This window comes from Enterococcus sp. DIV2402, assembly GCF_017426705.2.
Classification (GTDB): Bacteria; Bacillota; Bacilli; order Lactobacillales; family Enterococcaceae; genus Enterococcus_F; species Enterococcus_F lowellii.
In genome coordinates, this window is sequence record NZ_CP147251.1 from 1,469,541 (window position 1) to 1,483,647 (window position 14,107).

Genomic DNA, 14,107 nt, shown 5'->3' on the forward strand with positions numbered 1-14,107 from the left:
ATTTGGAGGAAGAAACAATGGATTCATTTGTAGCTTTTATGGAAGATAAATTTGTGCCAATTGCATCTAAAATTGGCGCACAACGTCACTTAGTAGCGATTCGTGACTCATTTATGGTAACAATGCCCTTAATGATTTTAGGGGCTTTGGTGGTTATGATTAATAACTTACCAATACCGGTTTATCAAAATTTTATGAACGGTATTTTTGGTGAAGGTGTTTGGCAAACGTTTGGCGGCTCTGTTTGGAACGGAACATTCGCTATTTTGTCTGTTATTATTTCATTTTTAATTGCGTATAATTTAGCTCACGGTTATGGCAAAGATGGTATTGCAGCAGGAACAGTATCACTAGCTTCATTCTTCGCTCTAGGCGGCGCAACAGGAATGTCTAGTACAGGTTTATTTATTGCAATTATTGTAGGGATTGTTTCAACAGAACTATTTGTTCGCTTATCTGGTAGTAGTAAATTAGTAATTAAAATGCCTGATGGTGTACCACCAGCTGTGGCACGTTCATTTGCAGCATTGTTACCAGCGATGATTGTAGTTAGTTTATTCGGTTTAGTTGCTGCGATTTTTGCAGCATTCGGTGTGCCAGATATTATTAATTCATTCTACACAGCGGTACAACAACCATTCATGGGAATGGCAAGTACGTATCCATCAGCGTTGTTGATTGCGTTTATTACACCTTTCTTATGGTTCTTTGGTTTACACGGTGCAAATATGATTGACCCATTTTTACAAACAATTAATGCACCTGCCATCGAAGCGAATGCATTAGCTGTATCAGCTGGTAAGGTAGCACCATATATCGTGAATAAGCCATTTATTGATAGTTTTGTCAACTTAGGCGGAACAGGTGCAACATTTGGTTTGATAATTGCGATCTATTTAGTTGGTCGTAAAAATAAAGCGTACAATGTAGTAAATAATTTAAGTGCTGCACCAGGATTATTCAACATCAATGAACCATTATTGTTTGGTTTACCAATTGTTTTAAATCCAATTATGTTTATTCCATTTATCATCACGCCAATGGTCTTAATTACAACTGCATTTTGGGCAACCAAATTAGGTTTCGTCCCTGCAGCAACATTTATGCCACCATGGGTAACACCTCCAGTAATTGGCGGATTTTTAGCAACACAAAGTTGGACAGGCGGTTTATTAGCAGCCATCAACCTAGTCATTTCTACATTGATTTACATTCCGTTTGTTCGTATCGGAGTTTTACAAGAATTAAAACGCGAACAAGCAGCACAATAAAATATCTACTTAAAGAAGGGTCATTTTTATGGTCCTTCTTTATAAATTCATAGGAGGAAAATAAATGCAAGAGACTACAAAAGCAGATGCGATCTATCAACTTGCTCATTATGCGTTTCAATTTAATCAAAGCGACGCATACAAAAATCGCTTGAATTATATTGTAGAACATTCAAAACATTATGGTTCCTACGATGGAGAACAACTAGCAAGTCAAATTATTGCGACGCCTTTAAAAGTTCAATTTTTTAATCAAGTGTTTGATATGGCAGGTGTAGGATTTGTTTCCTCTGATCCAAGTTATCGTGGTGAAGGCCGAATCGATCAATTGATGGCGAATATTTTAAATGACTGCAAAGAAAATAAGGTTCTTTTCTCTTATCTCGCACCATTCTCATATCCTTTTTATCGTCGTTACGGTTACGAATTGATTTTTGAACGAATTGCGTATGATGTACCTAGTCATGAGTGGCCGGATAGTAGACGTGTACCAGGAAAAATTCGTCGACAGACATGGGAACAATCAAAAGATGTCATTAAAGAAGTATATGAAGCATCTAATCGAAATAAGCATGGAGGATTACAACGTGAAGACTGGTGGTATGAATATAAGTTCCATATTCAACGCCCATATTATTTTGCCGTGTATTATAATGAATCCGACGAAGCGGAAGGCTATTTAATTTATCAAATTTTAAATGGTAAGTTTCATTGTGCAGAGTGGGAAGTATTAAGCGGCAATGCATATCATGCGTTGAATCGCTACATTGCTACACACAGAGATTCGGTCAGTGAAATTCGCTATGAACAAGGATACAATAAAAATAGTTCATTCTTCCTACAAGAAAAACCACTTGCAAATGCAACAATCCGACCAGAAATGATGGTTCGAATTGTTGATATTGAGGCATTTTTAACGGTTTATCCATTTGATAATCTACAAGCAGCATTTGCGATTCAGATTCTAGAAGATACCTATGCGCCATGGAATGAAGGGATTTTTGAAATTCATTCAAAAGGAACTGTCAGTAAAGTAGCGAAAACCAAGCTACCTACGCTAACAATTTCTGTTCAACGTTTTACACAACTCTTTTTAGGCTATCAAAAATTACGAGAATTGATGTTTTTCAATTGTGTAACGGTTGATAAAGAAATAGTGTCTATTGTAGAAGCGATTTTACCAACAGATATTCCTGTTTTAGAGGATTATTTTTAATAAGTAATTTTATCGCTGACCTTGCGTTTTTTTTAGGTTAGCGATAAAATGATAACAGACTTTTTGTCAATCGTCCTCTTAGTTAAATGGATATAACAAGGTCCTCCTAAGACTTAGTTGCTGGTTCGATTCCAGCAGAGGACGTAGCTGAAACTCTTTGTATAAGGGTTTCAGTTTTTTTATTTGAATGATGTATTTAGAGATTTTGCAGATTGAAAATTATAATTTTTAATAAAAGTGGCTGAATTTCTTGCTAACATTTTTCCTTTTACCTTGGCAGTTGTCGAGGTGGAAGCATTACAAAAGGGAATATTAAGTGCAATGGATTAAAATATTCATGCTGATACTGAGATGCGAACGTCGCTTTCTTCAAGTACAGAAAAAACTAGTGAAGAATAGTTTTTCAGTCTACGATAACGATTGAGTAGTAAAAAATTATATTTTTTAGGCATCAAGATAGACAAAGTAGAAAATTTTTGTTAAATTAATACTAATTTCATAAATGACCAGGTTGGGCGCAAGCTTTCAAGACATATTCTCCAAGGGTGAGGAGAGTCTTGTTTGCTTGCGCTCTTTTTGCGTTGTTTAGAAAAAAGAAAGGAAGTTAGCGATGCATTTTTATCAAGAAACAAAAGAAAAATTAATCAAGAGATTTGAGGTTGATCCAACGAACGGGTTAACAAATGAGCGTGTTCGTAGTCTCAGAGAGCAATATGGAGTGAATAAGCTACCTGATGAAAAAGAAGATCCATACTGGAAAGTCTTCTTGAAGAATTTTAAAGAACCCATTGTCATCGTATTGATGGGGGCTATTGTATTATCTTTATTGAGTTCCTTTTATTCTATTCAGATACAAGGAGATATGCAGCATGGTAAAGAATCTCTGTATGAAGCAGCAGCTATTTTTATTTTAATTATCATCAATGCTTGTTTAGGTTTTTGGCAAGAAATTAGTGCACGTAAGAGTTTGAATGCTTTAAAAGAGATGAACAATCGTCAAACAACGGTCTTAAGAAATGGGTGCTGGGAAAAAATTGCTGCTACAGATGTTGTGGTGGGGGATTTAATCAAAGCAGAAGTAGGCGATTTCGTTGAAGCAGATGTACGTTGGATTCAAACGAATGAATTGCAAGTGATTGAAGCACATTTAACTGGCGAAGCAGATGCGATTCATAAAAATACCGAAGCAATTGATGAAATTGTCGAAATTGGCGATAGAAAAAATATGGGCTTTTCAGGCTCCATTGTTTCAAATGGGCAAGGAATTGGTTTAGTCGTTGCTACAGGTTTAAACACTGAATTAGGAAACATTGCACAATTAATTCAAGCTGTAGAAGATAAACCGTCTCCCTTACAGAATACGGTTAATAAATTGACAAAGACCTTAATGCTGATTTCAGCTGGTGTCATTCTATTTACCTTTGTGATTGGTATGATTCAGGCAGGGGAAATCAGTTTTACATCGATTGGTTCGGTACTTTCCACATCAATCGCTCTAGCAGTAGCTTCTATTCCTGATGCGTTGCCTGCAGTATTGTCGATTGTATTGACAATTGGCGCTTTTAAAATGGCACAAAACAGAGGTCTTATTAAATCTCTCTCCAGTGTAGAAACTTTAGGAGCGACCTCTTATATTTGTTCGGATAAAACCGGAACCTTAACGAAAAACGAAATGACAGTGGTTAAGTATTATAGTAACGGCCATTATTACACTGTATCTGGGCTGGGTTATGCGCCAACGGGTGACATTAATTCACTAGAAGAAAGCGCCAAGATGTCTGATACACTAGCTTTTTTAGAAGGAGCTGTTTTATGTAATGAAGCGACTGTCAAAGAAGTGGATGGTGAATATAAACCATTTGGGAATCCAACAGAAGTCGCATTAACCGTTTTAGGCTTAAAAGCAGGTCTAAAGAAAGAAAAACTAGAACAAGAAAAAGAAATTATCCGTACATTACCCTTTACGAGTAGTCGTAAAATGATGAGTGTCATTGTTAAAGAAGGCGAGCGTTATCTGGTGTATACCAAAGGCGCGCCAGATGTATTGGTCAATAAAAGTACAGGCATTTTAATCAATCATAAAGTTGATTCTTCAGAGGAAGCAAAACAATCATTCGTAGATACCGTCGAAGAGTATGCAGAAGCAGCCTTACGTACATTAGCTGTTGGTTATAGAGAAATTACGGAACAAGAAGCAATGAATGGATCTGTCGAAGAGTTAGAAAAGCAGTTAATTATTACCGGTGTTGCCGGAATTATTGACCCAGCTCGTGAAGAAGTCAAAGAGTCTGTAAGTACGTTAAAAAAAGCGAATGTCGAAGTTGTTATGATCACAGGGGACCATGAAAAAACGGCCAAAGCAATTGCCTTAGAATTAGGTATTGTTGATACGGTAGATGCGCCAGTGATTAAAGGTATTGAAATCGAGAAGATGTCTGATGAAGAATTATATAGTCGTGTGAAACATACGAATATCTATGCTCGTGTGTCACCTGAACATAAACAACGCATTGTTAAACAATTACAAAAGCACGGACAAATTGTCGCAATGACCGGTGATGGTGTCAATGATGCACCTGCATTACGTGCTGCGGATATTGGTATCGCTATGGGGATTGCTGGAACCGAAGTGACGAAAGATTCAGCCGACTTAATTCTGATGGACGACAAATTCACAACAATTGAACAATCTGTTAAAAGTGGTCGAACCATTTATGCCAATATTAAAAATTTTATGCGTCATGAATTAACAACCAATGTAGCAGAAGTTCTTTCATTATTGATTGGTTTAATCTTCTTTACACAATCAGTCGGCAACGTTCCTGGTGCGACACCAACATTAACTGCTTTGATGATTTTATGGGTCAATATGGTAAGCGATGCAGTCCCTTCTTTTTCACTAGGATATGATGTCGCTGAGTCTGATATTATGGAGGAACAGCCGAGAGATCCAAACGAATCGGTTCTAGCAAATTATACCTGGTCTCGTGTCTTGATTCGCGGAATTTTTATGGGAGTATTGGTTTATGTTGCATTCTTATGGGCGGCTCACCAAGGGTTATCAAGTAATCAAGCCCAAACCGTAGCTTTCTTAACACTGGTTTATGGCCAATTATGGCATGTCTTTGATGCGCGAAGCACGAAAACATTATTTAGAAGAAACCCATTTGAAAACAAGCACTTAATCGCAGCCGTTCTCTTTGCAGGTATTTCTTCTTATCTGGTAACGATTATCCCATTCTTTAATATAGTTATGGGAACAGCACCATTGACGTTGCCGATCTATTTACTGGTACTGTTTGTTCCAGCATTGCCTACCTTGATTTTATCAGGTGTGAAAGAGTTGTTTGGTATTAAGATTTGGTAGTGAATCATTCATTCCTACTATCAATTAAAAGTAAAAGAAGGTGAGTAGGTGAAAATTTTTTCAGCAGAAAAAGAAGAATACTTAAAATTGATAAATTATTATCAAAATCAAGATGGTATTGCTCGAACGGGGCTTTTAGCAAAAAAATTAGCCCTTACGAAGTCGTCTGTAACGGAAATGCTTCAAAAATTATCTCAAGAAAATCTTGTAAGATATACGCCATATATGGGTGTATATCTTACTGAAAAAGGATCTAGATATGTTGCCTATTTAAGAAAAAAGTAAGATTTACTAAGTTGTTTTCTAGAAACCTGTTTAGAGTGTTCAGAAGAAGAAATAGAGGAGATTCTGGATGAACTGGAACATATCAATAATCAATTATTTTTTGATAAGTTAGACCAGTATTTGAAAAAATAGTCTATCATAAGTTCACTGACTAACGATTATTGTTCATTCTAAAAAACTTAAGGCAGTCCAGATTTACCTGTTAATCGGACTGCCTGTTTATTTGAGAAATTAAGTTACTTATGAAATAGTAGACATACTTAAATGCTAGGTACGTGTCTATTCCTGTATTTCTAAATATTTTCCTTCTAAATATTCTTGTCCCAATTGACAATAGTGGTCAGCATTTTTTTGATTGGCTTGGATTTCTTCAGGGGTTAATGGCCGAATAACTTTTGCTGGACGACCAAAAGCTAAAACATTTGGAGGAATAATGGTACCTTGAGTAACTAAAGAACCTGCACCAATCATACTGTTTTCTCCAATAACGGCATGATTCAGCACAATGGAACTCATCCCGATTAATGCGCCAGATGCTATTTTACAGCCGTGAAGCATACATTGATGTCCGACTGTCACATTGTCGCCAATTTCTACTGGCGCGTTATGATCAATATGAATAATTGTTCCATCTTGAATGTTGGTACGGTTGCCAATTGTAATGGAATTGCCATCTCCTCGAATCACACTGTTAAACCAAACCGTTACTTCTGTCCCTAAAGTGACATCGCCAATTACCGTTGCATTTTTTGCAATAAAATTTGTCATTTTTGCGACTCCTTTCCATTCTGTAGCGCTATTGTTAGTATAGCATAAAGCTAATTATGTCAGTCATTATCAACTAGCGAATAGTTTACTAGATGTATCTGACTATGAATGTTCAATTCGTTGAAAAAAACTGATAAGATAGAGGTGACTTTATTTTAGAAAAGAGGAATGCTGATTGGGAAAAATCATTTTTTTAGATGTTGATGGAACACTGTGTAACGACTTAGGAAAAGTGCCTGAAAGTGCGAAAGAAGCAATTATAAAGACACATGAAAATGGACATGATTTCTTTTTGTGCACAGGACGTTCGAAAGCCGAAATCCCAGAAGAAGTGGTGCAATTACCGATTCGCGGTATGATTGGTGCGGGTGGTGGTTATTGTGAAGTGGATGGCGAAGTTATTTTACATGAAGTTTTTGATGTAATTGAATTAAGAAAATTGATAACTTTTCTTGAAGAAAATGAAGTGGAATATTATTTAGAATCAAATCAAGGATTGTTTGCGAGTAAAAACCTTAGAGATAGACTGAGTAGTTTGATTTTAAAAGGAACACCGAAAGACTCGATTGAGGGTCAAGAAAAATTACAAGATATTGCCTGGTTTTTAGACTTGTTAATTGAAGATCAAACAAAGATTGATTATGGGGATGTTAATAAAGTTTCTTTTATCAATCAAACGATTCCTTATGAAGTCATCCATGAAAAATATGAGGGCGATTTTTATATGTTACGTAGTACAGTTCCAATCTTTGGTCCAGACAGTGGCGAGATAGGCATTAAAAATATCACTAAAAAAACGGCAATCGAAACAGTCATTCAGCATCTTGAAAAAGATAAGAGCGAGACGATTGCATTTGGTGATGGTCATAATGACTTGTCAATGTTTGAAGCAGTTGAATTGAGTATTGCTATGGGAAATGCGCAAGATGTTTTAAAAGATGTAGCAGATATTGTTACTTTGACACATGATGAAGGCGGTATAGCAAAATCTTTAGAAGAACTTCATTTATATTAAGTATCAGAAATATCTTAAAAGAGCTTCACCTAAAAACTAGGGAAGCTCTTTTTTCTTTATCTTTTCCATTGAGAAGGATTGGTTTTATCAGGAATCCCATTATACATTATTTCTTCATAATGCCTCAGTTTGTTTTCAAGAAAAGTTACCCTAGCTTGAGCTTCTGCTAATTGTAATTCTGCTAATTTCTTAGAACGTAAAAAAATTTGATGGCGTTCTTTAATGGTGGAATCACCTAGTTGACTTAATTGAACAAATTCTTTAATTTCTTTAATTGATAACCCGCAAGCTTTTAAATTTTTTATACCTAACAACCAATTCATAGAGTCTTGATTAAAGAGACGTTGATTATTTTTAGTGCGAATTAAAGTAGGAATTAATTCGCAATCTGTATAATAACGGATGGTATGTTCACTCATATTGAGAATTTTTGAAGCCTCTTTGACTGTATACATTTTTTTCTCCTTGAAATTCCTTGACTTAGAGTAACTCTAAGGTGTTACAGTAATTATATCATGAACAAAATAGTTAGTTAATAAGTAAGGAGAGGAAGTTTATAATGAGTAAAAGAAAAATAGGAAATTTATCAGTTTCAACGATTGGTATGGGATGTATGGGTTTTTCTCATGGGTATGGACAAGTTCCAGAAGAAGCTTACAGTATTGAAGCGATTCGTAAAGCGTATGAATTTGGTTGTACATTTTTTGATACAGCAGAAGCTTATGGGAAAGAAATGTTTTATCCAGGACATAACGAGCAATTAGTTGGGAAAGCGGTTGCTCCTTTTAGAGAACAGGTTATTCTAGCAACTAAATTTCATATTGATGAAAATGAAATTACAGAAGAAATAGATTTGTATACAGCTATTCGCAAACATTTGAATGCTTCATTGAAAAACTTGCAGACAACATATGTTGATTTATATTATTTACATCGAATTAATGAACAGATTTCAATTGAGGATATTGCTCAGGTGATGGGGCAGTTCATTCGTGAAGGATTGATTAAAGAATGGGGCTTATCTCAAGTTTCAGTTGAGACGCTTGCTAAAGCACATCAGGTAACACCTGTAGCAGCCGTACAAAATCTTTATTCTATGATGGAACGTGACTGTGAGCAGGAAATATTTCCATATTGTTTAAAACATGGGATTAGTGTGGTGCCTTTTTCACCAATAGCGAGTGGTTTTTTGTCAGGTAAAATCACAACTGAAACAAAATTTGAAGGAGACGATGTAAGGAAATTTGTTCCTCAATTATCGAAAGAAAATATTGTTGCCAATCAACCGATAATAGCTCTTTTAAAGACATTTGCAAAAGAGAAACAAGCTACAAATGCGCAAATTTCGCTCGCTTGGATGCTTCATAAGTATAGTAACGTTATTCCAATTCCCGGATCTAAAAATCAAGAAAGGATTTTAGAGAATTTAGGTTCATGGGATGTTCATTTAAATAATCAAGAGTTTGAAGCAATTGAATTCGCTCTCAATGACGTAGTGATTCATGGCCATAGAGGACATGTCGAATCGCAACAAAAATCATTTGGTAAACAATGGGAAAAATAAGAAAGAACTGCACTTTTCGATAGGAAGTGCAGTTTTTTATTTAAAAAAGAGACCGGCTTGTCTTAAAGCAGGCTTTAACATGTATAATAACATTAAGAGAAAAAATAAGGAGGAAGGTATCTTTGGAAATTAGAATGTTAAAATACTTCCTAACCGTTGCAGAAGAACAAAATATTACTCAAGCAGCAAAAAAACTGCATATCACACAACCAACTTTAAGTAGACAAATTCGAGAATTCGAAGAGAGTTTACAGCTTGATTTATTTGTACGCCAAAATAAAAAACTATATTTAACTGAACCGGGTATGTTTTTGAAGAAACGAGCAGAAGAAATTTTAGAGTTGAATGAAAAAACCGAACAAGAATTTGCGAATTATCAACAGGCTATTTTAAGTGGTCAAATTTCAATTGGTTGTGTAGAAGCGGAAAGTTCTCATTTTTTATCAGAAATGTTAGAAGAAATGATTGCTGATTATCCTCAAGTAACATTCAATATTTTTAGTGGAACGAGTAATGATATTACTGAAAAATTAGATAAAGGTCTGTTAGATGTTGCGTTATTAATTGAACCAACGCCTATGGATAAATACAATAAATTGATTTTACCAGACAAAGAAATCTGGGGAGTATTAGTTTCGACAGAACATTTTTTAAGTAACCAACAGAGCATTTCTGCAACAGATCTTCGAGGGATTCCGCTTATTTGTTCTAGTCGTAAAGAAGTCAGAGAGATGTTTTGTTCTTGGGGACAATTCACAGAAGGCGACTTAAATATTGTTGGGAAATACAATTTAATTTTTAATGTCATTTCTTTAGTAGAAAATAAAGTGGGAGCTGCCTTAGCGATTAAAGGAGCCATTGATAATCGAAAAAATAAGACAATCTTCCTACCTTGCGCCCCCGCACTTGAAACTAATTGTGTACTTGTCTGGAAAAAAGATGCCATCCTTAGTTCAACAGTTCTTACATTTATCAAAAAAATCAAACATGCTTTAGAGGCATGAAACTAAGCCTAATAGGTATTGGACGCTAAGTAAATAACGCTGTACTATGAACTTGTAAGCTATTTGAGTTCATGGTACAGCTTTTTTGAGGTGAGAAAATGACAATTATAATCTACTTTTCTAGAAAAGATGAAAATTTCGTTAATGGTCAAATTAAAACACTAGTGAAGGGAAATACAAAAATTTTAGCAGAAAAAATTGGAGAAAAGTTACAACTCTCGGTAGTTGAAATTTGTCCGAAAGTTCCGTATCCCTTTGACTATTACGAGGCAATGGCCATTGTTGAAAAGGAAAAAGTAACGAAGGACAAGCCTATTTTTCATGAACTAGCGATTGACTGGAATCGAGTAGAAACGATTTTTTTAGGATTTCCAAACTGGTTTGGTTCGCTTCCGCAGATAGTTGTTCACTTTTTAGAAACAGTTGATTTGTCAGCTAAAACAATTTATCCATTTTGTACACATGAAGGAAGTGCTTTTGGTTGCAGTTTAATTGAGCTAAAAAAAATCTGTCCAAACGCAAATGTAAAGGTAGGTTTACCAGTTAGAGGTTCAAGAGTTGAGAAAGCTGATAATGCTATTGCAAACTGGCTTACACAGTATTCGATAACGGAGGAGATATAAATGGCAAAATTTGAAGAAGTCAAAGATGGTGTGATTTTTCCAAGTGGTGATAAAAATGATGCGTTTGCTCAATATTTTGTTGGGCAAAGTTATTTGAAAACCCTTGTCGCGGATCCGTCAGTTAATGTCGGTGTAGGAAATGTGACATTTGAACCAGGATGTCGAAACAATTGGCATATTCATCACGATGGTTTCCAAATTCTTTTAGTTACAGGCGGTGAAGGCTGGTATCAAGAGGTAGGAAAAGAAGCTCAATTCTTAAAGCCAGGCGATGTTGTCGTTACACATGATGGGGTAAAGCATTGGCATGGTGCAGCACAAGATAGTTGGTTTGAACATATTGCAATTACTGCTGGCACTCCAGAATGGCTAGAACCAGTTTCTGATGAGATTTATTTAAATTTAAAAAAATAAGAAAGAAGGAAAAATAATGCCAAAACAAACAGCTGGAAGAGATAACTTAGGAGAATTTGCCCCACAATTTGCAGCATTAAATGATGATGTCTTATTTGGTGAAGTATGGGATCGGGAAGCACAACTTTCTCAACGTGATCGTAGTTTAATCACTGTTGCAAGTCTGTTAACCCAAGGTGTTCCTCAATTAGAAGCACATCTAAATATTGCTAAGCAAAATGGCGTAACAAAAGAAGAAATTGTCGAATTAATTACACATCTTGCTTTTTATGCTGGATGGCCGAAAGCATGGTCAGCATTTAATTTAGCCAAAGAAATTTTTGATGACGAGTAAAACTGCTGGTAAAGGAGAAAAAATGAAATTTTTTTCAACGAAATTAATAGCCTTATTATCGGTAGCTTTGGTTGTTAATTCTGCCCCAGCTATTTCGGCTAATATTCCAGCTATTACCCAATATTTTTCGAAAATAAACCCTGTGTATGTTGGTTTACTGACAACGATTCCGTCTCTATTTTTGGTAATTGGCGTATTTTTAACTAGCTTTATTGAAAAGAAAATAGGAAAAAAATATACAATTATTACAGGATTAATTATTGTTGGGATTTTTGGGACACTGCCTGCATGGTACCAAGGTAGTTTTGCGCTTTTGTTTCTTTCAAGATGTTTATTGGGCTTAGGAATTGGTTTGTTTAATCGTTTGCTAATTCAAATGATTAGTCAGCTATTTCAAAAAGATAATCTCAAAAAAGCGAAAGCATTGGGATTAGAAAGTGCCTGTGAAGGTTTAGGCGGTATTTTTATGACAATTGCAGTAGGACAGTTAGTGAAAATAAATTGGGAAAGCTCTTTTTTAGTGTATGCTTTTGCAATGATTAGTTTGCTATTTGTGTTTGTATTTATTCCAAATGAAAGTACTAATAAAGCTGAAGCATCCGTTAGAGAAGTTAAGGTTTCAAAGGAACGAAAAATAAAATCTATTTTATTGGGCTTTGTTTTATTCTGTATTGTTTTGCTATTTATCAATTACAATTTACAGATAACGCCTTTATTGATTGAACAGGGAATTGGCGATGCAACTAATGGGAGTAACATGATTGCAGCGATTGCAACAGGAGCGTTTATTGCAGGGAATTTATTTGGAGTAACTTATGCTTATTTACAGCGTTGGTTACTCCCCCTTGCAGCCTTTGTAGCTGGTGGAAGTATTTTTTTAACTAGTTGGTCATTTTCTGTTGCTTTTACATTAATTTGTTCGTTGGTGCTAGGTTTTGCTTTTCGGAATATTATGCCTTATTTCATGCATACATTTACTACAGGTGGTGAAGCAGTAGCAAAATTTGGTACGACAGTTGTATTAGTTGCTTATAATTTAGGAGCGACACTTGCACCGTACGCATCACAAGGTATTTCTTTACTTAGCGGTAATACTAGTGCAAGTAATCAAATCATTTTTACGGGAGTAGGATTATGTAGTATTGGATTAGTTACATTGATCTTTAATAAGTATATGACTGTTTAAAAGAGGAGGTAGTTGAATGGAATATGTGAAATTAGGAAATACTGGAATGGATGTTTCTAGAATTTGTTTGGGAGCGATGAGTTTTGGGGATCCCCATAATTGGATTCACGAATGGGTTTTAGAAGAAGATGAGAGTCGTCCGATTATTAAGCGTGCACTAGATTTAGGTATTAATTTTTTTGATACGGCAAATGTCTATTCTTTAGGGCGTAGTGAAGAAATATTAGGTAAAGCGCTGAAAGATTATGCCAATCGTGATGAAATTGTTCTAGCTACAAAGGTGCATCAAAAAATGTTTGACGGTCCGAATGGGCAAGGATTATCTAGAAAAGCAATCATGTCACAAATTGATCAAAGCTTGCAACGACTACAAACAGATTATGTGGACTTGTATATTATTCATCGATGGGATTACGATACACCGATTGAAGAAACGATGGAAGCATTACATGATGTAGTGAAAGCAGGAAAGGCACGTTATATTGGAGCTTCAGCGATGTATGCCTATCAATTTCAGAAAGCCAATCATGTTGCTGAAAAAAATGGTTGGACAAAATTTGTGTCTATGCAAAATCATTTGAATTTGATGTATCGTGAAGAAGAACGTGAAATGATTCCCTATTGTATCGATCAAGGGATTGCTTTGACGCCATACAGTCCGTTAGCTTCAGGGAGACTTGTCAAACCATTTTCTGAAAGTTCTTTAAGACGAGAAACAGATCCAGCACAAAGAGCGAAATACGATGAATCTGCAGAAAAAGATCGAATTATTATCGAGCGCGTAGCAGAAATCGCGGACAAGCATCATGTCAGTCGTGTAGAAGTAGCATTAGCTTGGCTTTTACAAAAAGAGAATTTAGCGGCGCCAATTATCGGCGCTACCAAACTTAGTCACGTCGAAACAGCAGTCAAAGCCATTGACTTTAAATTAACTGAAGAAGAAGTGACCTATTTGGAAGAAGAGTACATTCCACATAAAATTGTCGGATTTTCATAAATGCTAAGACTAGTAGGAATTTTTCCACTAGTCTTAATGTACATAGCCCAAAGATACTGATTA

Annotated in this window: 14 protein-coding genes, 1 tRNA gene and 1 other annotated feature; of the genes, 13 read left to right on the top strand and 2 right to left on the bottom strand. The window is 35.6% G+C overall.

Annotation, left to right across the window (positions count from 1 at the left end; translation table 11 throughout):
- Window positions 1–17 precede the first annotated feature (17 nt).
- The 5 genes from DOK78_RS07195 (at window position 18) to DOK78_RS07215 (ending at window position 6,139) form a co-directional block, all read left to right on the top strand.
- Window positions 18–1,271, top strand: a complete 1,254-nt coding sequence (locus DOK78_RS07195) for a PTS sugar transporter subunit IIC (RefSeq protein WP_207941002.1) — start codon at window positions 18–20, stop codon at window positions 1,269–1,271.
- Window positions 1,272–1,335: 64 nt separating this feature from the next.
- Window positions 1,336–2,487 carry a GNAT family N-acetyltransferase gene (locus DOK78_RS07200; RefSeq protein ID WP_207941001.1) on the top strand — a complete coding sequence of 384 codons (1,152 nt, stop codon included), beginning with the start codon at window positions 1,336–1,338 and terminating at the stop codon, window positions 2,485–2,487.
- 72 nt (window positions 2,488–2,559) lie between these two features.
- Window positions 2,560–2,631 (top strand) — tRNA-Arg (locus tag DOK78_RS07205).
- 365 nt (window positions 2,632–2,996) lie between these two features.
- Window positions 2,997–3,042, top strand: a sequence feature (sodium ion sensor (DUF1646 type); this cis-regulatory element may regulate processes involved in with the transportation of sodium ions).
- Between the two features lie 55 nt (window positions 3,043–3,097).
- Window positions 3,098–5,854 carry a cation-translocating P-type ATPase gene (locus DOK78_RS07210; protein ID WP_207941000.1) on the top strand — a complete coding sequence of 919 codons (2,757 nt, stop codon included), beginning with the start codon at window positions 3,098–3,100 and terminating at the stop codon, window positions 5,852–5,854.
- Between the two features lie 48 nt (window positions 5,855–5,902).
- Window positions 5,903–6,139 carry a metal-dependent transcriptional regulator gene (locus DOK78_RS07215; protein WP_339076388.1) on the top strand — a complete coding sequence of 79 codons (237 nt, stop codon included), beginning with the start codon at window positions 5,903–5,905 and terminating at the stop codon, window positions 6,137–6,139.
- 279 nt (window positions 6,140–6,418) lie between these two features.
- Here the strand turns inward: DOK78_RS07215 and DOK78_RS07220 are convergent, their stop codons facing one another.
- Window positions 6,419–6,907 carry a gamma carbonic anhydrase family protein gene (locus DOK78_RS07220; RefSeq protein ID WP_207940999.1) on the bottom strand — a complete coding sequence of 163 codons (489 nt, stop codon included), beginning with the start codon at window positions 6,905–6,907 and terminating at the stop codon, window positions 6,419–6,421.
- A 175-nt stretch (window positions 6,908–7,082) separates the two neighbouring features.
- Between DOK78_RS07220 and DOK78_RS07225 the strand changes: the two genes are divergently transcribed.
- Window positions 7,083–7,922, top strand: a complete 840-nt coding sequence (locus tag DOK78_RS07225) for an HAD family hydrolase (protein WP_207940998.1) — start codon at window positions 7,083–7,085, stop codon at window positions 7,920–7,922.
- A gap of 56 nt (window positions 7,923–7,978) precedes the next feature.
- Here the strand turns inward: DOK78_RS07225 and DOK78_RS07230 are convergent, their stop codons facing one another.
- The gene (locus DOK78_RS07230) at window positions 7,979–8,377 is read right to left on the bottom strand and encodes a MerR family transcriptional regulator (protein WP_207940997.1); all 399 of its coding nucleotides are present in this window, start codon (window positions 8,375–8,377) and stop codon (window positions 7,979–7,981) included.
- Window positions 8,378–8,481: 104 nt separating this feature from the next.
- Between DOK78_RS07230 and DOK78_RS07235 the strand changes: the two genes are divergently transcribed.
- The 7 genes from DOK78_RS07235 to DOK78_RS07265 all read left to right on the top strand — a co-directional run bounded on the left by DOK78_RS07235 (window position 8,482) and on the right by DOK78_RS07265 (window position 14,044).
- The gene (locus tag DOK78_RS07235; protein ID WP_207940996.1) at window positions 8,482–9,486 is read left to right on the top strand and encodes an aldo/keto reductase; all 1,005 of its coding nucleotides are present in this window, start codon (window positions 8,482–8,484) and stop codon (window positions 9,484–9,486) included.
- Between the two features lie 122 nt (window positions 9,487–9,608).
- Complete coding sequence (locus DOK78_RS07240; RefSeq protein ID WP_207940995.1) at window positions 9,609–10,490, top strand: LysR family transcriptional regulator; 882 nt, start codon at window positions 9,609–9,611, stop codon at window positions 10,488–10,490.
- 98 nt (window positions 10,491–10,588) lie between these two features.
- On the top strand, window positions 10,589–11,113 hold the full coding sequence (locus tag DOK78_RS07245; protein ID WP_207940994.1) for a flavodoxin: 525 nt from the start codon (window positions 10,589–10,591) through the stop codon (window positions 11,111–11,113).
- Window positions 11,114–11,527, top strand: a complete 414-nt coding sequence (locus DOK78_RS07250) for a cupin domain-containing protein (protein ID WP_207940993.1) — start codon at window positions 11,114–11,116, stop codon at window positions 11,525–11,527.
- A 16-nt stretch (window positions 11,528–11,543) separates the two neighbouring features.
- The gene (locus DOK78_RS07255) at window positions 11,544–11,861 is read left to right on the top strand and encodes a carboxymuconolactone decarboxylase family protein (RefSeq protein ID WP_207940992.1); all 318 of its coding nucleotides are present in this window, start codon (window positions 11,544–11,546) and stop codon (window positions 11,859–11,861) included.
- A 22-nt stretch (window positions 11,862–11,883) separates the two neighbouring features.
- A complete protein-coding gene (locus tag DOK78_RS07260; RefSeq protein ID WP_207940991.1) occupies window positions 11,884–13,047 on the top strand; it encodes an MFS transporter in 1,164 nt (387 codons plus the stop codon).
- A 16-nt stretch (window positions 13,048–13,063) separates the two neighbouring features.
- Window positions 13,064–14,044 (top strand): aldo/keto reductase, encoded by a 981-nt coding sequence (locus DOK78_RS07265; protein ID WP_207940990.1) that lies wholly within the window; start codon window positions 13,064–13,066, stop codon window positions 14,042–14,044.
- Window positions 14,045–14,107: the final 63 nt, after the last annotated feature.

What these genes read in the sequence shown, in the direction of transcription:
- DOK78_RS07195 (WP_207941002.1), top strand. Translation starts at nt 18, where the DNA reads ATGGATTCATTTGTAGCTTTTATGGAAGATAAATTTGTGCCAATTGCA.
- DOK78_RS07200 (WP_207941001.1), top strand. Translation starts at nt 1,336, where the DNA reads ATGCAAGAGACTACAAAAGCAGATGCGATCTATCAACTTGCTCATTAT.
- DOK78_RS07210 (WP_207941000.1), top strand. Translation starts at nt 3,098, where the DNA reads ATGCATTTTTATCAAGAAACAAAAGAAAAATTAATCAAGAGATTTGAG.
- DOK78_RS07220 (WP_207940999.1), bottom strand. Translation starts at nt 6,907, where the DNA reads ATGACAAATTTTATTGCAAAAAATGCAACGGTAATTGGCGATGTCACT.
- DOK78_RS07230 (WP_207940997.1), bottom strand. Translation starts at nt 8,377, where the DNA reads ATGTATACAGTCAAAGAGGCTTCAAAAATTCTCAATATGAGTGAACAT.
- DOK78_RS07235 (WP_207940996.1), top strand. Translation starts at nt 8,482, where the DNA reads ATGAGTAAAAGAAAAATAGGAAATTTATCAGTTTCAACGATTGGTATG.
- DOK78_RS07245 (WP_207940994.1), top strand. Translation starts at nt 10,589, where the DNA reads ATGACAATTATAATCTACTTTTCTAGAAAAGATGAAAATTTCGTTAAT.
- DOK78_RS07250 (WP_207940993.1), top strand. Translation starts at nt 11,114, where the DNA reads ATGGCAAAATTTGAAGAAGTCAAAGATGGTGTGATTTTTCCAAGTGGT.
- DOK78_RS07255 (WP_207940992.1), top strand. Translation starts at nt 11,544, where the DNA reads ATGCCAAAACAAACAGCTGGAAGAGATAACTTAGGAGAATTTGCCCCA.
- DOK78_RS07260 (WP_207940991.1), top strand. Translation starts at nt 11,884, where the DNA reads ATGAAATTTTTTTCAACGAAATTAATAGCCTTATTATCGGTAGCTTTG.
- DOK78_RS07265 (WP_207940990.1), top strand. Translation starts at nt 13,064, where the DNA reads ATGGAATATGTGAAATTAGGAAATACTGGAATGGATGTTTCTAGAATT.